The organism is Leclercia sp. UBA5076, from assembly GCF_002416465.1.
Classification (GTDB): Bacteria; Pseudomonadota; Gammaproteobacteria; order Enterobacterales; family Enterobacteriaceae; genus Enterobacter.
On record NZ_DIAO01000018.1, the window covers coordinates 1 to 20,008 of the forward strand.

General features: G+C 53.0%; 21 protein-coding genes and 3 tRNA genes. 19 read left to right on the plus strand and 5 right to left on the minus strand.

What is annotated here, in order from left to right:
* The 8 genes from B3X29_RS17230 to sdiA form a co-directional block, all read left to right on the plus strand.
* Positions 1-835 (plus strand): flagellin (locus B3X29_RS17230; RefSeq protein ID WP_290560177.1); only part of this gene is annotated, 835 nt, incomplete at its 5' end.
* A gap of 158 nt (positions 836-993) precedes the next feature.
* Entirely contained in the window at positions 994-1,713 is a 720-nt protein-coding gene (gene fliA, locus B3X29_RS17235; protein ID WP_039030897.1) for an RNA polymerase sigma factor FliA, read from the plus strand.
* A 55-nt stretch (positions 1,714-1,768) separates the two neighbouring features.
* Complete coding sequence (gene fliZ / locus B3X29_RS17240) at positions 1,769-2,320, plus strand: flagella biosynthesis regulatory protein FliZ (protein WP_156654828.1); 552 nt, start codon at positions 1,769-1,771, stop codon at positions 2,318-2,320.
* Between the two features lie 88 nt (positions 2,321-2,408).
* A complete protein-coding gene (gene tcyJ / locus B3X29_RS17245) occupies positions 2,409-3,209 on the plus strand; it encodes a cystine ABC transporter substrate-binding protein (protein WP_114314567.1) in 801 nt (266 codons plus the stop codon).
* 106 nt (positions 3,210-3,315) lie between these two features.
* Positions 3,316-4,302 (plus strand): D-cysteine desulfhydrase, encoded by a 987-nt coding sequence (gene dcyD / locus B3X29_RS17250; protein WP_159339539.1) that lies wholly within the window; start codon positions 3,316-3,318, stop codon positions 4,300-4,302.
* Positions 4,303-4,323: 21 nt separating this feature from the next.
* A complete protein-coding gene (gene tcyL / locus B3X29_RS17255) occupies positions 4,324-4,992 on the plus strand; it encodes a cystine ABC transporter permease (RefSeq protein ID WP_103180126.1) in 669 nt (222 codons plus the stop codon).
* The gene (gene tcyN, locus B3X29_RS17260) at positions 4,989-5,741 is read left to right on the plus strand and encodes an L-cystine ABC transporter ATP-binding protein TcyN (protein WP_103180125.1); all 753 of its coding nucleotides are present in this window, start codon (positions 4,989-4,991) and stop codon (positions 5,739-5,741) included. The genes tcyL and tcyN overlap by 4 nt, the downstream gene beginning before the upstream one ends.
* 220 nt (positions 5,742-5,961) lie before the next feature.
* Entirely contained in the window at positions 5,962-6,684 is a 723-nt protein-coding gene (gene sdiA, locus B3X29_RS17265; RefSeq protein ID WP_156654827.1) for a transcriptional regulator SdiA, read from the plus strand.
* A gap of 66 nt (positions 6,685-6,750) precedes the next feature.
* Here the strand turns inward: sdiA and B3X29_RS17270 are convergent, their stop codons facing one another.
* Entirely contained in the window at positions 6,751-6,975 is a 225-nt protein-coding gene (locus tag B3X29_RS17270) for a DUF2594 family protein (RefSeq protein WP_103180123.1), read from the minus strand.
* 472 nt (positions 6,976-7,447) lie between these two features.
* Between B3X29_RS17270 and uvrY the strand changes: the two genes are divergently transcribed.
* From uvrY to B3X29_RS17305, 7 genes are all read left to right on the plus strand, one after another.
* Positions 7,448-8,104, plus strand: coding sequence for a UvrY/SirA/GacA family response regulator transcription factor (gene uvrY / locus B3X29_RS17275; protein WP_103180122.1), 657 nt, complete (start codon positions 7,448-7,450; stop codon positions 8,102-8,104).
* Positions 8,101-9,933, plus strand: coding sequence for an excinuclease ABC subunit UvrC (gene uvrC, locus B3X29_RS17280; RefSeq protein ID WP_156654825.1), 1,833 nt, complete (start codon positions 8,101-8,103; stop codon positions 9,931-9,933). The genes uvrY and uvrC overlap by 4 nt, the downstream gene beginning before the upstream one ends.
* 56 nt (positions 9,934-9,989) lie before the next feature.
* Complete coding sequence (gene pgsA, locus B3X29_RS17285; protein WP_032612063.1) at positions 9,990-10,538, plus strand: CDP-diacylglycerol--glycerol-3-phosphate 3-phosphatidyltransferase; 549 nt, start codon at positions 9,990-9,992, stop codon at positions 10,536-10,538.
* 152 nt (positions 10,539-10,690) lie between these two features.
* Positions 10,691-10,766 (plus strand) — tRNA-Gly (locus B3X29_RS17290).
* A gap of 51 nt (positions 10,767-10,817) precedes the next feature.
* A tRNA-Cys gene (locus tag B3X29_RS17295) sits at positions 10,818-10,891 on the plus strand.
* A 12-nt stretch (positions 10,892-10,903) separates the two neighbouring features.
* A tRNA-Leu gene (locus tag B3X29_RS17300) sits at positions 10,904-10,990 on the plus strand.
* A 211-nt stretch (positions 10,991-11,201) separates the two neighbouring features.
* Positions 11,202-11,384 carry a hypothetical protein gene (locus B3X29_RS17305; RefSeq protein WP_159339538.1) on the plus strand — a complete coding sequence of 61 codons (183 nt, stop codon included), beginning with the start codon at positions 11,202-11,204 and terminating at the stop codon, positions 11,382-11,384.
* 6 nt (positions 11,385-11,390) lie between these two features.
* Here B3X29_RS17305 and B3X29_RS17310 read toward each other — a convergent pair whose 3' ends face one another.
* The 4 genes from B3X29_RS17310 to B3X29_RS17325 form a co-directional block, all read right to left on the minus strand.
* On the minus strand, positions 11,391-12,356 hold the full coding sequence (locus tag B3X29_RS17310; RefSeq protein WP_103822432.1) for an ABC transporter permease: 966 nt from the start codon (positions 12,354-12,356) through the stop codon (positions 11,391-11,393).
* Positions 12,353-13,333, minus strand: coding sequence for an ABC transporter permease (locus tag B3X29_RS17315; RefSeq protein WP_103180118.1), 981 nt, complete (start codon positions 13,331-13,333; stop codon positions 12,353-12,355). The genes B3X29_RS17310 and B3X29_RS17315 overlap by 4 nt, the downstream gene beginning before the upstream one ends.
* Positions 13,326-14,807, minus strand: a complete 1,482-nt coding sequence (locus B3X29_RS17320) for a sugar ABC transporter ATP-binding protein (RefSeq protein WP_159339537.1) — start codon at positions 14,805-14,807, stop codon at positions 13,326-13,328. The genes B3X29_RS17315 and B3X29_RS17320 overlap by 8 nt, the downstream gene beginning before the upstream one ends.
* A gap of 72 nt (positions 14,808-14,879) precedes the next feature.
* Positions 14,880-15,863 (minus strand): autoinducer 2 ABC transporter substrate-binding protein, encoded by a 984-nt coding sequence (locus tag B3X29_RS17325; protein ID WP_159339536.1) that lies wholly within the window; start codon positions 15,861-15,863, stop codon positions 14,880-14,882.
* Between the two features lie 532 nt (positions 15,864-16,395).
* On the opposite strand from B3X29_RS17325, the gene B3X29_RS17330 reads away from it, so the two are divergent.
* From B3X29_RS17330 to B3X29_RS17345, 4 genes are all read left to right on the plus strand, one after another.
* Positions 16,396-17,538, plus strand: a complete 1,143-nt coding sequence (locus tag B3X29_RS17330; protein WP_290560192.1) for a transglutaminase-like domain-containing protein — start codon at positions 16,396-16,398, stop codon at positions 17,536-17,538.
* Complete coding sequence (locus B3X29_RS17335; RefSeq protein ID WP_156654822.1) at positions 17,516-17,872, plus strand: mercuric transporter MerT family protein; 357 nt, start codon at positions 17,516-17,518, stop codon at positions 17,870-17,872. Before B3X29_RS17330 ends, B3X29_RS17335 begins: the two co-directional genes overlap by 23 nt.
* On the plus strand, positions 17,869-18,150 hold the full coding sequence (locus B3X29_RS17340; protein ID WP_103180113.1) for a heavy-metal-associated domain-containing protein: 282 nt from the start codon (positions 17,869-17,871) through the stop codon (positions 18,148-18,150). Before B3X29_RS17335 ends, B3X29_RS17340 begins: the two co-directional genes overlap by 4 nt.
* 283 nt (positions 18,151-18,433) lie before the next feature.
* Positions 18,434-20,008 carry a sulfatase-like hydrolase/transferase gene (locus B3X29_RS17345; protein WP_159339534.1) on the plus strand — a complete coding sequence of 525 codons (1,575 nt, stop codon included), beginning with the start codon at positions 18,434-18,436 and terminating at the stop codon, positions 20,006-20,008.

Here is a 20,008-nt window from a genome sequence, read left to right on the forward strand (position 1 = left end):
GATTGCTAACCGCTTCACCTCTAACATCAATGGCCTGAACGTGGCAGCACGTAACGCCAACGATGGTATCTCCCTGGCGCAGACTGCTGAAGGCGCGCTGAGCGAAATCAACAACAACCTGCAGCGTATCCGTGACCTGACCGTCCAGGCGCAGAACAGCTCCAACTCCGCGTCTGACATCGACTCCATCCAGTCTGAAGTCAACCAGCGTATGCAGGAAGTAAACCGCGTTACTAAAGAAACTGACTTCAACGGCATCAAAATTCTGGATAACCGTACAGCGACGGCTAAAAATTATGATTTCCAGGTTGGTTCAAAAGATGGCGAGAAAATCAGCATCGGTATCAATGGAAGCTCTGGCTGGAACCTGGCAACTGCTGGCGCAGCGGGCGTAGATACTGCAACAGAAAACAAATATGTGTTTACTGAAAGCGCAGCTACTCTTGCAGCGGCTGAAACTAAAAAAGAAGCTGTTAATGGCCAAATGCGTACCGTAGCGGCAGTTGGTTTTGACGTTCTTAAAGGTAAAGTTACCGGTGGTGCAACAGGTGTTGCTGCAGGTACAACGCCGCTGACCGATATTGATGCAGCTATCAAAGCAGTGGACACCCAGCGTAGCTCTTTAGGTGCTTCTCAAAACCGTTTTGAATCCACCATCACTAACCTGAACAACACCGTGAATAACCTGTCTGCAGCCCGCAGCCGTATTCAGGATTCCGATTACGCGACCGAAGTGTCCAACATGTCCCGCGCGCAGATCCTGCAGCAGGCTGGCTCTTCTGTACTGGCGCAGGCCAACCAGGTTCCACAGACCATGTTGTCCCTGCTGCGTTAAGTTTTAAATACAAACCCCGCTAAAGCGGGGTTTGTTTATTATGACCTTCACTCGTAAATTCCAAATAACCCCCCATTTCTCCCCCTTTTCACCCGATTAAAACCCCTCCAGAATCGGATAATCATGCCGATAACTCAACTAACGCAGGGCTGTTTATCGTGAATTCACTCTATACCGCTGAAGGTGTAATGGATAAACACTCGCTGTGGCAGCGTTATGTTCCGCTGGTGCGTCATGAAGCATTGCGGCTTCAGGTACGTCTGCCGGCGAGTGTGGAACTGGACGATCTGCTACAAGCGGGCGGGATCGGGTTACTGAATGCAGTTGACCGATACGACGCTCTGCAAGGAACGGCATTTACGACTTACGCAGTACAGCGTATTCGTGGTGCGATGCTGGATGAACTGCGCAGCCGGGATTGGGTGCCGCGCAGCGTTCGCCGCAATGCACGCGAAGTAGCGCAAGCGATGGGGCAGCTGGAACAGGAGCTTGGACGTAACGCGACGGAAACCGAAGTTGCGGATCGTCTGGGGATCACTACTGCCGACTACCGTCAGATGTTGCTCGATACCAACAACAGCCAGCTCTTCTCTTATGATGAGTGGCGCGAAGAGCATGGCGATAGCATTGAACTGGTGACGGACGATCATCAGCAGGAAAACCCGTTGCACCAGTTAATGGAAGGCAACGTACGCCAGCGCGTAATGGAAGCTATTGAAGCTTTACCGGAACGCGAACAACTGGTGCTGACCCTTTATTACCAGGAAGAGCTCAATCTCAAGGAGATTGGTGCCGTGCTGGAAGTGGGGGAGTCGCGGGTTAGCCAGCTGCACAGCCAGGCCATTAAACGCTTACGTACCAAGCTGGGTAAGTTATAGGTGATCCTTGTCACCCGTTAAGTGCCGCACAACGTATTGACAACCAGGAGTTATCATGACGGTGCAGCAATCTAAAAGACGGCCATTAAGCCGCTACCTGAAAGACTTTAAACACAGCCAGACGCATTGCGCCCATTGCCATAAATTGCTTGACCGCATCACGCTGGTCCGTTGTGGAGAGATCGTCAATAAAATCGCGATCTCCCGTCTCGATACCCTGCTGGATGAAGCCGGATGGCAGCAAGAGCAGCAGGAGTGGGTGGCGTTATGTCGTTTTTGTGGCGACCTGCACTGTAAAGAGCAGAGCGACTTTTTCGATATTATTGGCTTCAAGCAGTTCCTGTTTGAACAGACAGAGATGAGTCACGGAACGGTGCGCGAGTATGTTGTGCGTCTGCGTCGTCTTGGCCAGCATCTGACCTCGCTGAATATTTCCCGTGAGCTTCTGACCAACGGTTATCTGGATGAAAATCTTGAACCGTGGCTGCCTGCGACCAGCACCAACAACTACCGGATCGCGCTGCGCAAATATGCGCAATACAGGTCGCAAATGCCGATGGCGGTGAAGCAGAAAGTCCACCGCGAAACAACTTCTGATATATATTAAAAATGAATAACATGTAGCGCAGTCGTGTTTGACCTTGCGGCCGAACGCCCTACACTACAACCAAAATTCCAATCATATCGGAGTATGTATGAAATTTGCACTTCTGGGTCGTCAGGCGCTGATGGGTGTAATGGCCGTTGCGCTGGTTGCGGGTATGAGCGTCAAGACCTTCGCTGCAGAGGGTCTTTTAAACAAAGTTAAAGAGCGCGGCACGCTGCTGGTTGGGCTGGAAGGAACCTACCCTCCGTTCAGCTTCCAGGGTGACGACGGTAAACTGACCGGTTTTGAGGTGGAGTTTGCTGAAGAGCTGGCAAAACACCTCGGTGTTAAAGCGTCGCTGAAGCCGACCAAATGGGACGGCATGCTGGCCTCGCTGGACTCAAAACGTATTGATGTGGTGATTAACCAGGTCACCATCTCTGACGAACGTAAGAAAAAGTATGACTTCTCCACCCCGTATACCGTCTCCGGTATCCAGGCGCTGGTGAAAAAAGGTAACGAAGGCTCCATTAAATCTGCTGCCGACCTGAAAGATAAAAAAGTGGGCGTCGGTCTGGGGACCAACTACGAAGAGTGGCTGCGCCAGAACGTGCAGGGCGTTGATATCCGCACCTATGACGACGACCCGACCAAATACCAGGATCTGCGCGTAGGCCGTATTGATGCCATTCTGGTTGACCGCCTGGCGGCGCTGGATTTGGTGAAGAAGACCAACAACACCCTGGCCGTTGCCGGTGATGCCTTCTCCCGTCAGGAAGCCGGCGTTGCGATCCGCAAAGGCAACGAGGATCTGGTCAAAGCCGTTGACGGTGCCATTGCCGAGATGCAGAAAGACGGCAGCCTGAAGGCGCTCTCCGAAAAATGGTTCGGGGCAGACGTCACAAAGTAAGCAGTTGACTGAAAAAAAAGGCGCTTTGATAAGCGCCTTTTTTATTTCCTCGCCATCAACGTGCATAATAAAAAAATCAGACTTAGACAGGGTTATGGAGGTTTTCATGTCATTACAGAACCTGACGCGTTTTCCGCGCCTGGAATTTATCGGCGCGCCGACGCCGCTGGAGTATTTGCCGCGCTTATCGGATTACCTGGGGCGCGACATCCTTATCAAACGTGATGACGTGACGCCCATAGCAATGGGGGGCAACAAACTGCGCAAGCTGGAGTTCCTCGCGGCGGATGCGCTGCGTGAAGGGGCCGACACGCTGATCACCGCAGGCGCTATCCAGTCGAACCATGTTCGCCAGACCGCTGCCGTCGCGGCAAAGCTGGGGCTGCACTGTATCGCCCTGCTGGAAAACCCGATTGGCACAAAGGCGGACAACTACCTCAGCAACGGCAACCGTCTACTGCTGGATCTGTTCAACGTGCAGATAGAGATGTGCGATGCGCTGACCGATCCCGTGGCGCAGCTGAATGCGCTGGCGACCCGCGTTGAAGCCCAGGGTTTTCGCCCGTATGTGATCCCGGTTGGCGGTTCGAATGCGCTGGGTGCGCTGGGCTACGTCGAAAGCGCCCTGGAGATTGCCCAGCAGTGTGAGGGCACGGTCGGTCTCTCCTCGGTGGTGGTGGCCTCCGGCAGTGCAGGCACCCATGCCGGGCTGGCGGTCGGGCTTGAGCAGCTGATGCCGGAGGTTGAACTGATTGGCGTCACCGTATCGCGCAGCGTAGCCGATCAAAAACCGAAGGTAGTGTCTTTGCAACAGGCGGTGGCACAGCAGCTGGAGGTGAGCGCAAAGGCGGATATCGTGCTGTGGGATGACTATTTCGCGCCGGGCTACGGCACGCCTAATGATGAGGGGACCGAGGCGGTGAAACTGCTGGCGCGTCTTGAAGGGATTTTGCTGGATCCGGTCTATACCGGCAAAGCTATGGCCGGGCTTATTGACGGAATCGAACGGAAACGCTTTAAAGATGAAGGCCCGATTCTGTTTATTCATACTGGCGGGGCGCCCGCTCTCTTTGCCTACCATCCTCATGTCTAAATCACAGGCAGAAAAATCATAATGCAAGAAAGTATCCAACTGGTGATTGATTCGTTGCCCTTCCTGCTGAAAGGCGCCGTATTTACGCTGCAGCTGAGTATTGGCGGGATGTTTTTCGGTCTGGTGCTGGGCTTTGTGCTGGCGTTGATGCGCATGTCGCCTCTGCTGCCCGTGCGCTGGCTGGCGCGTTTTTATATTTCCATCTTCCGCGGCACGCCGCTAATTGCCCAGCTGTTCATGATTTACTACGGCCTGCCGCAGTTTGGTATTGAGCTGGATCCCATCCCGGCGGCAATGATTGGCCTGTCGCTTAATACTGCTGCCTATGCGGCGGAAACCCTGCGTGCAGCCATCTCCTCCATCGACAAAGGCCAGTGGGAAGCTGCAGCCAGTATCGGGATGACGCCGTGGCAGACCCTGCGCCGGGCCATCCTGCCGCAGGCCGCGCGCGTGGCCCTGCCACCGCTCAGCAACAGCTTTATCAGTCTGGTAAAAGACACCTCGCTGGCGGCCACCATTCAGGTGCCGGAGCTGTTCCGCCAGGCGCAACTGATCACCTCGCGCACGCTGGAGGTCTTTACCATGTATCTGGCTGCCTCGCTGATCTACTGGATCATGGCAACCGTGCTGTCCGCGCTGCAAAACTATTTTGAAAACCAGCTTAACCGCCAGGAGCGTGATCCGAAATGAGTGCTATCGACGTTAAAAACCTGGTGAAGAAATTTCACGGCCAGACGGTGCTGCACGGTATCGACCTGGAAGTGCAGGAGGGAGAAGTGGTGGCGATTATCGGGCCCAGCGGGTCCGGTAAAACCACGCTGCTGCGCAGTATCAACCTGCTGGAGCATCCGGAAGCCGGCACCATTCGCGTGGGTGATATCACCATTGATACCGGTAAGTCGCTGGGTCAGCAAAAGGGGCTGATTCGTCGTCTGCGTCAGCACGTCGGCTTTGTCTTCCAGAGCTTCAATCTGTTTCCCCATCGGACGGTGCTGGAAAACATTATTGAAGGGCCGGTAATTGTCAAAGGCGAACCCAAAGAGGAGGCCACAGCCCGTGCCCGGGAGTTACTGGCAAAAGTGGGGCTTTCCGGGAAAGAGGGCAGTTACCCGCGCCGTCTCTCCGGTGGACAGCAGCAGCGTGTGGCGATTGCCCGCGCGCTGGCAATGCGTCCTGATGTGATCCTGTTTGATGAACCGACCTCAGCCCTGGATCCGGAGCTGGTGGGGGAGGTGCTGAATGCCATTCGCCAGCTGGCACAGGAGAAACGTACTATGGTCATTGTCACCCATGAGATGAGCTTTGCCCGCGATGTGGCAGACAGGGCGATTTTTATGGATCAAGGGCGTATTGTGGAGCAGGGGCCGGCGAAAGCGCTGTTTGCCGATCCTCAGCAGCCCCGTACCCGGCAATTCCTTGAGAAATTCCTGATGCAATAGCATATTTGCTTTTAATTGCTCCGGAATTAATCTCCGGAGCAAAATATTCATCCCTGAAATGAATGGTCCCGCGATTTTATCCCGCCACAAACCCCCTAAGTGCATAAAATCTGTAGATAATTACCTCAGGGTCGATATTTTATACATATAAATAAGATTTATGTGTTAATTTAAGAAATCATAATAATGATTATCTTTACAGGGGCTTCATTCACTTGGTATGAAGGATTTAGACTTTTTTACATGGCGACGGGAGTGCTATCTCCGTTTTCAGGAGATGACATCCGCCAGCGAGGTATATCCCGAACTTCAGCGTCAAACTCAGAACCTGGGTTATGAGTATTTCGCTCTCTGCGTCCGTCATCCGGTACCGTTTACCCGACCGAAAGTCTCGGTGCATTCAACCTATCCGCAACAGTGGATGGCGCACTATCTGGCGGAAAATTATTTCACCATCGATCCTGTGCTGAAACCCGAGAATTTCGTCCACGGGCACTTACCCTGGAACGACGCCTTATTCGCCGAAGCGCAATCCTTATGGGACGGCGCGCGCGACCACGGCCTGCGCAAAGGGATCACCCAGTGTCTGATGCTGCCTAATCATGCGATGGGGTTCCTGTCGGTCTCCAGCACCAGCCTGTCGGTTAATATGATGGCGAATGAAGTGGTTGAGTTGCGTCTGCAAATGCTGGTGCACATGGCCTTGACCACGCTGCTACGCCTGGAGCATGAAATGGTGATGCCACCCGAGATGAAATTCAGCAAGCGCGAAAAGGAGATCCTGAAATGGACAGCGGAAGGCAAAACCTCAGCAGAAATAGCGATTATTCTCTCTATCTCTGAAAACACGGTGAACTTCCACCAGAAGAATATGCAGAAGAAATTCAATGCGCCGAATAAAACGCAAATAGCCTGCTATGCGGCAGCGACGGGCATTATCTGACTACACTTCAGTTCTGCGTGGCAGACGAGTAAACGGCTGAATGCACTGCTTTCAGCCGTTTTTGTTTTATTGACGGTAAGCTTGCTTGATTTGCTTAACGGTGCTGGAAAATACCTCAGCCTGAGCCTGGTCTTCCATCTGCGCAATCTGGCGTTCCATCTTAATGATCACACGACCGGCATCCGCCTGGCCCATTGCCTGCAGCATCAGGGTCAACAGAGATTTCAGACAGGAGACTTCCTGTGCCAGTTCTTGATTATTCTCAGCAGTGGCAAAATCAGGTGTGCTCATTTATTTTCCTCATGATAAAAACGGCGCTTGAGCGCATAGTTCAAAGTTCAAGGCGGCGGAGTATACCACAAGCCTTAAAAAAAAACGCAGTGCTTGTTTTTTGTACTTTTAGCCGGTTTGGTTATTTAATTGAATGACCGTTCGCCCTACACTTTTAAGGCGTTAAGCGCAGGGTAATTGTTTAACTAAGGTAGTTAACAGGTTAATTATTGTTACAAAATTACGTGTGGTATTTTAACAATAAGAAAATAGCCTCTCAAATCTGTAAATTTTTGAAAACATTAGCCTAAAAAATGATGCCTAAGCCGCATGGCGCAAGGCTTCCGTTTCCAGTTGATGTACAAGTTAATTTCCAAAAAAGAGAGTTATAACGAAGGCCTGCATTTTTTAACGTTTTCAGTTTGCGATAAAAAACGTTAATATGAGCCGAATTAACTGTCTGTAGCGTTATCCCTATTCTGGAGAATTTCCTTTGATCAACGTCCTTCTTGTTGATGACCACGAACTGGTGCGCGCAGGGATACGACGCATTCTTGAAGATATTAAAGGTATAAAAGTTGCTGGCGAGGCCTGCTGCGGTGAAGATGCCGTCAAATGGTGCCGGACGAATAGTGCTGATGTTGTCCTGATGGACATGAACATGCCCGGTATTGGCGGCCTTGAAGCAACGCGTAAAATCGCGCGCGCCTGGGTTGATACCAAAGTGATCATGCTGACGGTTCACACTGAAAATCCTCTTCCTGCAAAAGTGATGCAGGCGGGCGCCGCGGGCTACCTGAGCAAGGGCGCTGCCCCTCAGGAAGTGGTTAATGCTATCCGTTCTGTCTATTCCGGGCAGCGCTATATCGCTTCTGATATCGCGCAGCAAATGGCGCTCAGCCAGATTGAACCAGAAAAGACCGAATCACCGTTTGCCAGTTTGTCTGAGCGCGAATTGCAGATTATGCTGATGATTACCAAAGGCCAGAAGGTGAATGAGATCTCTGAGCAGCTTAATCTCAGCCCAAAAACGGTGAACAGCTACCGCTACCGTATGTTCAGTAAGCTGAACATTCATGGCGATGTCGAACTCACTCACCTGGCCATCCGTCATGGTCTGTGCAATGCCGAGACCCTAATTAGTCAGTGAGTGAAGTGTTTGATTCCAGTGCTTTCCTGAAAACCGTCACCAGCCAGCCAGGCGTCTACCGGATGTATGACGCAGGCGGGACGGTTATCTACGTCGGTAAAGCGAAAGATCTTAAGAAGCGTCTTTCCAGCTATTTCCGCAGCAATCTTGCCTCCCGCAAAACTGAAGCGCTGGTCGCTCAGATCCAGCAGATCGACGTCACTGTGACCCACACAGAGACCGAAGCGCTGTTGCTGGAGCATAACTACATCAAGCTATACCAGCCGCGTTATAACGTGCTGCTGCGCGATGACAAATCCTACCCGTTTATTTTTCTCAGCAGCGATACCCATCCACGTCTGGCTACCCATCGCGGTGCCAAACATGCGAAAGGTGAGTATTTCGGCCCGTTCCCTAACGGCTACGCCGTGCGGGAAACGCTGGCGCTGCTGCAGAAGATATTCCCGATTCGCCAGTGCGAAAACAGCGTCTATCGCAACCGCTCTCGCCCTTGTCTGCAGTATCAGATTGGTCGTTGCCTCGGGCCCTGTGTGGAAGGGCTGGTCAGCGAAGAGGAGTACGCACAGCAGGTAGAATATGTGCGCCTGTTCCTGGCCGGTAAAGACGATCAGGTGCTGAACCAGCTTATCGCCCGTATGGAGAAGGCCAGCCAGGCGCTGAACTTTGAAGAGGCGGCGCGGATCCGCGATCAGATCCAGGCGGTACGACGGGTCACGGAAAAACAGTTTGTCTCTAATACCGGCGATGATCTGGACGTGATTGGCGTGTCGTTCGATGCGGGTATGGCCTGCGTGCATGTACTCTTTATCCGCCAGGGTAAGGTGCTGGGCAGCCGCAGCTATTTCCCGAAAGTGCCGGGCGGTACCGAACTGGGTGAGGTGGTCGAGACCTTTGTCGGCCAGTTCTATTTGCAGGGCAGCCAGATGCGAACCCTGCCGTCGGAAATTTTGCTCGATTTTAATCTCAGCGATAAAACGCTGCTGTCAGATTCGCTGTCGGAGCTGGCGGGACGCCGGGTTAACGTCCAGACTAAACCGCGCGGCGATCGTGCCCGCTACCTCAAGCTGGCGCGCACCAATGCGGCAACGGCATTGACCACCAAACTGTCGCAGCAGTCGACTGTCCATCAGCGTCTTATCGCGCTGGCAACCGTGCTTAAGCTGCCGGAAGTGAAACGGATGGAGTGTTTCGACATCAGCCACACGATGGGGGAGCAGACGGTGGCCTCCTGTGTGGTATTCGATGCTAACGGACCGCTGCGGGCGGAGTACCGGCGCTACAACATTACGGATATCACTCCCGGTGACGATTACGCAGCCATGAATCAGGTGCTGCGCCGTCGCTATGGTAAAGCTATTGAAGAGAGTAAGATCCCGGACGTTATCCTGATTGATGGTGGTAAAGGCCAGCTCGCCCAGGCAAAATCCGTTTTTGCCGAACTGGACGTAAGCTGGGATAAGCATCATCCGCTGCTGCTGGGCGTGGCGAAAGGCACCGATCGTAAAGCCGGGCTGGAGACGCTGTTCCTTGAGCCGGAAGGGGAGGGCTTTAGCCTGCCGCCGGACTCGCCTGCGCTCCATGTGATCCAGCATATTCGCGATGAGTCGCACGATCACGCCATTAGCGGTCACCGTAAAAAACGGGCAAAGGTGAAAAATACCAGCACTCTGGAAACGATCGAAGGGGTCGGGCCAAAACGTCGCCAGATGTTGCTGAAATATATGGGCGGTTTGCAAGGATTACTCAACGCCAGCGTAGAGGAAATTGCAAAAGTGCCAGGTATTTCGCAAGGGCTGGCAGAAAAGATCTACTACTCGTTGAAACATTGAGGGCTCTGTAGCAACATAGGGCTAATAATTACTGACAACAAACAGTTACCGTCACTATGCGATTAAATATCCCTACATTGCTGACGCTTTTCCGCGTCGTTCTCATTCCTTTCTTCGTACTGGCGTTTTATCTGCCATTTGTCTGGGCGCCTTTCGCATGTGCACTTATCTTTTTTGTTGCGGCAGTCACTGACTGGTTCGACGGCTACCTGGCGCGTCGCTGGAATCAAAGCACCCGTTTCGGCGCGTTTCTCGACCCGGTGGCTGACAAGGTGATGGTGGCCATCGCCATGGTGCTGGTGGTTGAGCACTATCACAGCTGGTGGGTCACACTGCCTGCGGCAACCATGATTGCCCGTGAGATTATTATCTCTGCCCTGCGCGAGTGGATGGCGGAGCTGGGTAAACGCAGCAGCGTGGCCGTCTCCTGGATCGGTAAGGTTAAAACCACCGCGCAGATGGCGGCGCTGGTATGGATGCTGTGGCGTCCAAACGAGTGGGTAGAGTGGGCGGGTATTGGCCTGTTTATGGTCGCGGCGGTGCTGACGCTGTGGTCAATGTTGCAATATTTGAACGCCGCGCGTGGGGATTTGCTTGATCAGTGATCGTTTCGGCGCAATTTTCAGCAAACGATCTATCCTTGCGAAAATTAACGTTGACTCAAAACGTCAGGTAAGTAGAATGCAACGCATCGAACGACGGCACGGCCCGTTAGTCGATAGCAAAATCAAGTGATTAGCATAATGACTTGATAAATGCGGGAATAGCTCAGTTGGTAGAGCACGACCTTGCCAAGGTCGGGGTCGCGAGTTCGAGTCTCGTTTCCCGCTCCAAATTTAAGGCATGCGCAATAGCGGGTGTCAGTCGTAAGACAAAAGATTTAAGGCGCGTTAGCAAAGCGGTTATGTAGCGGATTGCAAATCCGTCTAGTCCGGTTCGACTCCGGAACGCGCCTCCACTTTCTTCCCGAGGCCGGATGGTGGAATCGGTAGACACAAGGGATTTAAAATCCCTCGGCGTTCGCGCTGTGTGGGTTCAAGTCCCACTCCGGCTACCATGGGAAAGACAAGAATAATCAAAGCAATAAGCAGTGTCGTGAAACCACCGAAAGGTGGTTTTTTTGTGCCTGAAATTTCATCGCCCTCTCAAACTTTCCTCGTATTCACCGGAATTAATCACCTTTCTTTACGACCAGCTTCGCGTTACGGATAACTATTCTGTAAAAAGGTAGTACTCGCTAATAACGACCATTTCGCGAGGGGTTCAAAATGAACAAACTGACCTTGATTACCGCGTTAGTGACATTCGCTGCATCATGCGCCTGGGCTGCGGGTGATGACGATATCATCTATGACAGCCAGGGCCATCCCATCCGCCATGATAAGCAGGATGATGATCCGGGCAAACAGCGCAGTGACGACCACACCAACCGGCGCAGCGAGCACAATTAGCGGCAATCAGGGTTTACCAAACAGACGCGAGATCTGCGCCCCTTTCAGGAAAATAAACGCTAACAGCAAACCGCCCCACAGAGCCATGGTGATGTAGCTGCTTACGCCCAGAATATTGAGGCCGCTCTCCAGCATCTGGAGCAGGATCAGCGCCATCACCATGCCAAAGACTTTACCGAAGCCTCCATCCGGATTTACCCCGCCCAGTACAGCCGCCAGAATCGACACCAGCAGATAAGATTCACCGTAAGAGGCCTTGGCTGAATTGAGTTTCGACATCATCAGCAGGGCGGCGATCACGCACAGCACCGAGGAGAGCACATAGACCCAGATGAGGGTTTTACGGGTGTTAATCCCGGAGTAGTGGGTCGCCTGCTCGTTAGAGCCGATCAGGTAGAGGGTGCGCCCGAAGGCGGATTTTTCGAGGATCACCCACAGTACGACCACCACCGCCAGAAAGACCAGCAGCGGCAGCGGGATGCCGAGGATGTTGGTGCTGTTAATCACCAGAATATAGTCCGGGAAGTTAGAGATCGCCGAACCTTTGGAGATGAGGATATTAATGCCTTTCAGCAGGGTCATGATCCCAAGGGTGGCTAAAATCGGCGAGACCCGCACCACGGCAACCAAAAATCCAATCACCGAACCGATCGCCAGGGCCATGACTAACCCGGCGGCAATCACCAGCAGCATGCTGCTGAAGGTTGGAGGATAATGGGTAGCGACCCAGGCCATCACCAGCCCGCAGGCGTTCATGGTGGCGATGATGGACAGGTTGATCCCCCCGGTGAGGATCGTCACCGCCATCGCGAGGGCCAGCACGCCGAGGATCGGCATTTGCGAGGCAATGGACTGGAAGTTAGCGGCTGACCAGAAGACCGAGGGTATCAGGAAGCTGAACGCGATCACCACCACCGCGATTAACACGCTCAGGTAAATCTCGACGCGATCCTGGGTTTTGTTGGCGCTCATACTATGACTCCCTGACCTTTACGCTGACTCCATGCCGTCATACTGATACTGGTGACGATCACCACCCCGGTAACGACCGTATGCCAGTACGAAGAGATCCCTAACAGGTTAAGACCGTTCTGCAACACGGCGAGTAAAATCACCCCTAACAGGGTGCCGAGTAAGGTGCCGCGCCCGCCGACGATACTGGTTCCGCCTAACACCACGGCGGCGAGCACCGTCAGTTCGTAGCCCAGCAGGGAGTCGGGCGCGACGGTTAAGACGGTCGCGGATTGCACTACGCCTGCCACCCCGGACATCAGCCCCATGTAGCCATAGACAAACAGCTGCATTTTAAAGATGCCAAATCCCATGCGGGAGGCCGCCTCCCGGTTGCCGCCCATGGCATAAATCATCCGCCCGACGCTGGTTTTATTCATGATGAAGCCGGTTAACGCCACCACCGCCAGCAGGGTGAGGATCGGCAGGCTTAAGCCATAATCGTAGCCATCTGCGGCGGTGAATTTGAATAGCATCACCCCCTCTTCAAACCACTCAGGATAGCTGTAGAGCCAGACGCCTTTGGTCAGGTAGAGCAGCAGGCCGTAAAAAATATTCAGGGTTGAGATGGTGATAATGATGGAAGGCACGTTGAGCCGGTTGACCAGCGTGGCGTTGATCAACCCGAGCAGCAATCCCAGCCCCCCGGCCAGCGCAAACGCGAGGGCAAAATTACCGGTGGTACCCTGAATCAGCGTCACCATCACGTACTGTGAAATGATGGTCATGGCGGGAAAGGAGATATCGATCCCGCCGGAAATCAGCACAATAAACAAGCCGCAGGCCAGAATGGTGAGCATGGCGTAGTTATTGATTAGATCATAGATATTGCCTAGCGTCAGGAAATCGCTGCTGGCAAACGACAGATAGCCGCCAATCACCAGAATGGTCAGGCCTAAAAACAGCTCGTGGGTTTTGATCCCGAATTTATTAACCATTGACCACCTCCGCCAGCGCGGCTTCCGAGGTCTTTTCCGGGAGGAGTTCCGCGACGATCTCACCCTTGCGCATGACTAAAATGCGATGACTGTTAAAGTAGGCTTCATCGATCTCATCGGTGATCATCAGCACCGCGATCCCCTGGCGCGACAGGGCAGAGATGATTTGATAGATCCCCGCTTTATTGGCAATGTCCACCCCGACGGTGGGGGAGTCGAGGATCAGCACCCTGGGATTGATCGCCAGCCATTTGGCTATCGCCACACGCTGGGCGTTGCCCCCGGAGAGGGTATTGACCGGCAGATTGACGCTGCCAATTTTAATGCTCAGCTGCCCGACTAAATCGGCGACAACGCGGTCCGCTTTGGCTCTGTCTAACAATTTAAAGGGGGTTTTCAGCCGTCGAAGCACGGTAGAGATAATGTTGTCGTTGATGGACTGTTCCATCACCAGGCCGGTACTCATCCGGTCTTCAGAGACATAGCCAATCCCGGCATTGATCGCATCCCGGTTGCTGGCGAAGCGCACCGCTTTGCCTGCCAGCACTATCTCCCCGGAGTCAGGCTGCGTGAGCCCAAACAGGCTCAGGCAAAGCTCTGTTCTGCCCGCACCGAGTAATCCGGTAATGGCGAGGATCTCACCCTGATGCACCTGAAATGAGATGTTCTTGTATTGGTGATGCTTAGTGAGGTTCTTAACGCTCAGCGCTACGTCGCCAAGTTTTTCTATCGGCGGTAATAACGCATACGAAAACTCTTTACCGGTCATCAGGAAAGCGAGTTTTTTATTATTGATGTCGCTGGCAGGCCAGGTGCCAACCAGGGTGCCATTTTTGAGCACGCTGATACGGTCGGAAATAGAGAGCACTTCATCCAGACGGTGGCTGACAAACACGACGCAAATGTTTCTTTTCTTTAAATCGCCAATCACCCGCAGCAGTCCTTTTACCTCCTGCATGGTGAGAGAGGCGGTGGGCTCATCCATAATAATCAGCCTGGCTTCCTGGGCCAGCGCCCGGCAGATCGCCACAATCTGACGCTGGGCAATGGGCAGGGATTCTACATTGGCATCCAGATCCAGCTCCGCCTCAATGCTTTTCACGGTGCGCGCGGCGATGCGATGGATCTCGCTCTTATTCACCAGCAGATTATGGTGATGCTGTTGGATCGCGATGTTTTCCGCCACGGTGAGGTTCGGGAACAGTGAGAGATCCTGATAAATAACCTGTATTCCGGCTTTCACCGAGTCGATGGGGGAGAGGTGGGAGCGGGGCTTACCGTCAATGACGATCTGAAAGCCGGGATCGGGTTTATAGACGCCAGAAATAATTTTAATCAGCGTCGATTTACCGCATCCGTTCTGCCCGGCCAGACAGTGAACCTCCCCGGGAAATAGCGTCAGGGCGATGTTATCCAGCGCTTTCACACCGTAGAACGTTTTGCTGATATGACCCAGTGAAATAAACGGCTCCATTATTACCTCTCAGGGGCTCACACAGCACGCCCGTATTGCGACGATCGCAGCAGGGCGTGCAGAACCAACGGGTTAATACAGACTGTCGATATTTTCTTTCGTCACGCGCAGGACTTTATGGAATTTGATGATGCGTTTTTCGGTATCCACATCCGCTTTACCGAGATTGGGGATCTCAAGACCCTGAGTAATCTCTTCTCCCTTCAGAACCTTGTCGGCCACGGCGGTAATGGCGTAACCCGCAGAGGCAGGGTCGTAGGTGATGCCCATGGCGATATCACCGCTCTTAATCAGGGAAGCGGCCTGAGAGGGGATCATCATGCCGTAAACGAACACTTTGCCTTTCGCCCGTTTCTCTTTCACCGCGCGGCCCGCGCCAATGGGTCCCTGAGAGCCAAAGGAGACAATCCCTTTCAGGTCGGGGTGAGCTTTCATCAGGTCGATGGTCGTCCGGCGGGCATCGTCGATATTCTCGGCCACCGGCATACGGCTGGTGACTTCATGCATATCCGGGTAGTGCTCTTTCTGATATTTAACGAACAAGTCCGCCCACAGGTTATGTTGCGGCACGGTCAGACTGCCGACATAAATAACATAGCCTCCTTTACCGCCCATGGCTTTGGCCATCTCTTCAACGTTATCGGCGGCAAATTTTTCGTTATCAATAATTTCAACGTCCCAGTTGGCGCTCGGTTGTCCGGGAGATTCGTTGGTTAATACCACGATGCCAGCATCCCGCGCCTTTTTAAATACCGGCTCGAGCACATCGGCATCGTTGGGAACAATCCCGATCGCCGATACTTTTTTCGCGATTAAGTCCTCAATAATTTTTACCTGCTGCGGGGCATCAGTGCTGGAAGGGCCTACCTGAGAGGCTTTAATACCGAGGTCGCTGCCGGCTTTGGTGACACCTTCCCCCATACGATTAAACCAGGGCATGCCATCTATTTTTGAAATATTTACCACTTCAATTTCTTTCGCCATTGCGGAAGTGGAACAGACCATCAATCCGAGCAAACCAGCCGACAGTAATTTTGTTAAGCACATTTTACTCATCTCATACCTCTGAATGGTGGTGAAAATAAATGATAGTGATAACGTTGTTTCGCTGTTTGACCTACCCGTGTGCGTTTTAATATTAGGTGATAATAATCCTTTCCTCGCAGACTTTATCCCAGATAAAGCCAGGGGAAATAGCAAGTTAGCTCCGCTGGTTTAAAAGAATTAACAGTAGGGTTTTCATATTTATAATGTTATGGAACTACTGGCTTATCGCATGGACTATTTTGCCAATACTCTGTTTTGGGATTTCCATCACTTATTAGGCTTACTGCGCCATCCGCCGGGCTGAAGCAACCGTCTGGCGCGTTTGAGAGAAACTGCCGCTTTTTTTTGACTTCAAGCCTGTACAACCGGCGCTGAAAAGCGCCTAATACCGTCACCAAAATTTTTATCATTCACAGTTAACAGGTCTGTTATTGATGAATAAATCCCATCGCTTCGCGCCAGCGCCTGTCTGCTGTGATGAACCTCTGTGCTGTCGGCCCGTTTTGCCGTCGCCAGACTCATTTTCAAGGGACAGATAGCCATGCAGCGTCGACAATTTCTTAAAAATAGCGTTCTTCTTTCTGCCGCAGGTTTAGTAGGCCCGGCTCTGGCCAACGAGACGGTAAAAACCAGCCTGGCGCCCATAGCGCCGGTGATGCGCCGCCGCTTTGTCTTGTCGCAAACCTATAAACTGGCGCCGCCACAGGGCTCCAGCGGCGTCGTGAAGCTGTGGTTCCCGCTTCCGGTGGATACTGCCTTTCAGCAGATGACCGGCATGGCGTTTACCGGCAACTATCAGCAGGCCTATGTCACCACCAACAACGCTTATGGCGCGAAAACCCTGTTCGCAACCTGGCCAAAAAGTGAAGGCGATCTGCTGCTTCAGCTCGATCTTGAGATCGAAACGGCGGACTGGGAGCCGCTGAAACATGACGCGCTGAAAAACTGGCAGGCACCGGAACAGATTGTTTATCCGCTGGCGGTGAAGCCATACCTGCTGCCAACAACGCACACACCGGTTGATGGCCTGGTGCGCGAAACGGCGCAAAAAATTACCGGCGGCGAAACCGATCCACTGAAGAAAGCGCGCCTCATTTACGAATGGGTCAGCAGCCATATGGAACGCGATAACGACGTCATTGGCTGTGGCACCGGCGACGTGGCGACCATTCTGCAAAGCGGCAAGCTCAGCGGCAAATGCACCGACATCAGCTCGGTGTTTGTGGCGCTGGCGCGCGCCAGCGGGATCCCGGCGCGGGAACTGTTCGGCATCCGTCTGGGCAGAGCCAACAAACTGGAGCGCTACTCCGCCAGCGCCTTCGGCAAAGCCGATAGCGCGGGCGTGGCCGATGTCAGCGGCGGACAGCACTGCCGCGCGGAGTTTTATCTGGCCGGTTACGGCTGGCTGCCGTGTGACCCGGCGGACGTCACCAAAATGCGTCTGGCGGAGAAAAAAGCCCATCAGGATCCCGATGTGCAGGCGGTGAATGCTTACCTCTTTGGCAACTGGGAGATGAACTGGGTGGGCTTCAACTATGGGCGCGATTTTGAACTCTATCCGGCGACGGAGCAGGGGGCGGTAAATAACTTTGGCTACCCCTATGCCGAGGTGGACGGCGATCCACTCAATTTCTACGATCCAAAGGTGTTCACTTACCACTATGTCTCAACCGAACAACGCTAAGGGGGCAGGCCTTACCCTGCTGACGGCAGCCGCGGCTGCCGTTACCGCCGGGCTCTGCTGCGTCGGTCCGCTGCTCTACCTGCTCTTTGGCATCTCGGCGGCGGGGTTTGCCGGGCTCAGCCAGCTTGAGTTCCTGCGCCTGCCGATGATTGTGCTCTCCCTCGGGCTGATGCTGCGGGTGTTCTGGCGGCTCTATTTTTCAAAAAGGCTGTGGTGTACCGGGCGTTTAACCCTGGGGCAGATGCGTCTGCTGTTCTGGCTCACGCTGCCGGTGCTGCTGCTGGTGCTGTTCTACCCCACGGTGGTGACCTGGGTTTATGAGGTGATGGAATGAAACGACTGTTGATAAGCGCGTGTCTGCTGCTTCCGCTGTTTGCCCAGGCGGCGAATCAAAAAGTGGTGCTGGATGTTCAGGGCATGACCTGTTCGCTGTGCGTCATTTCGGTTAACCAGGCGCTGCGGGAAACCGAAGGGGTAGTGAAAGCGAAAGCGTCATTAAAGACCCGACAAACCGACGTTATCGTCGCGGAAGGTTTCCCTGTCGAGACATTATTACAGGCGGTGGCGAAAACAGGTTATACGGCGACGCTCAATCATATTGAAAAGCTGTAAATATAATACGAACTCATGATGGATTAATTGTTGTTTAATGTATTTTTGCCTTTCCCTGGATGAGGGAAAGGCGTTATTTCAGACAATTATTAATAATTAATGATGATACGCCTTCAGTTTTATAAATATATTGTTACGAAACGTTGATCTTCCCGTTCGTCCGCTCTATCTTTTGATAAGTTTCTCCATAAAACGATCCTTTTTATCCATGCCTTTTCTTTATCGGCGGTGGAGCGCTCCTTGCTCTCAGCGTTTTTACACTATATTTTTGGTGATGGTAAATATGAATATAACAGCCAGCAAATATACCCTCTGGATCCGCGATATTACGCTCAATCCCTGGATCGCCTTTTATTTTCTTCAGTCGGTACTAATAAATTACTCTTTCGGCTACTCATTCAGCGCAATCTATACGGTGGCATTTTGCTGCGTGCTGTTAGTGCTCTGGCGAATCACCCCCCGCCTGCAAAAAGGCGTTATTATCCTGTGCAGTCTGCTGGCTGCGATCTACTTTCCTTTTCAGCAAGCGTATGGCGCGCCAAATTTCAATACGCTGTTAGCATTACATTCCACCAATTTTAATGAGTCCGTCGAGATCCTGACGATATTTCCGTGGCACAGCTACCTGGTGTCATTCATTATTCTGGTATTCGGCCTCATTGCACTCCGGCGTAAGATTATGCCCAAACAGGGCTGGCGCCGTTTCGATATGCTCTGTCTGGCCTTTAGCGTCCTCTGTTTCTTTTTAACCCCCCTGAAAAACCTGGTTTACTGGGGGCACTTTACCCTGATGGACGTGGGGTATCCGGTGTTCCGCTTTGTAAAAGATGTGGTGATCAACAATCGGGAAGTGGTTACGGAGAAAGCCCGCATGCTGGAGCTGGCCAAAGTGAAGGACAACTGGACCGTTCTGGCGGTGAAGCCCCGCTACCATAACTACGTGATGGTGATCGGTGAAAGCGCACGCCGGGATGCGCTGGGTGCCTTTGGCGGGCAGTGGAATAATACGCCGTTCGCCAGCTCGGTGAAGGGAATCCTGTTTACCGATTACATTGCCGCCAGCGCCTCCACCCAAACCTCGCTGGGGTACTCCCTGAGCCGGGTGAGTGGTGATACGCCGGAGTATCAAAATAACGTTGTCACGCTGGCGAATCGCGCCGGATTTCAGACCTGGTGGTTCTCCAATCAGGGGCAGATTGGCGAGTACGATACCGCCATTGCCAGTATTGCGAAGCGGGCCGATGAGGTGCAGTTTCTCAGAAAGGGGTATTACGAAGACGAGAGTAATCCTCGGGACGAAGCCTTACTGCAGATGACCCAGCAGGTGCTCTCAACCCCGCGCATACAAACGCGACTGATTGTCCTGCACCTGATGGGTTCCCATCCGCAGGCCTGCGAACGCACCCAGGGGAAATACGCCGAGTTTGTGCAGTCGAAAGAGACCTCCTGTTATATCTACAGCATCACCCAGACCGATACCCTGCTAAAACAGCTTTATCAGCAATTGCAGAACACTGGCGACAGTTTCTCGATGGTCTACTTTTCCGATCACGGTCTGACCTATAAAGCCCGTCTGACCGGCGGGCAATATATGGCTCACGGTGATGCCTGGCAGCAAAACTACCAGGTGCCGTTTATGATTGTATCGAGTGACGATAAAGAGCACCGCCTGATCAAAGCCCGGCGTTCCGCCAATGATTTTCTCGATTTCTTCTCGGACTGGACCGGCATTCAGGCGAAGGAGCTGACGCCGAAATACGCATTTGTCTCGGAACAGGAGGCGGGCAGCGCCTGGGTGACCAACTTTAAGATGCAGAAAGTAGATTTCGCGCAGTTGCCGGACGATTTCCACCCGTAG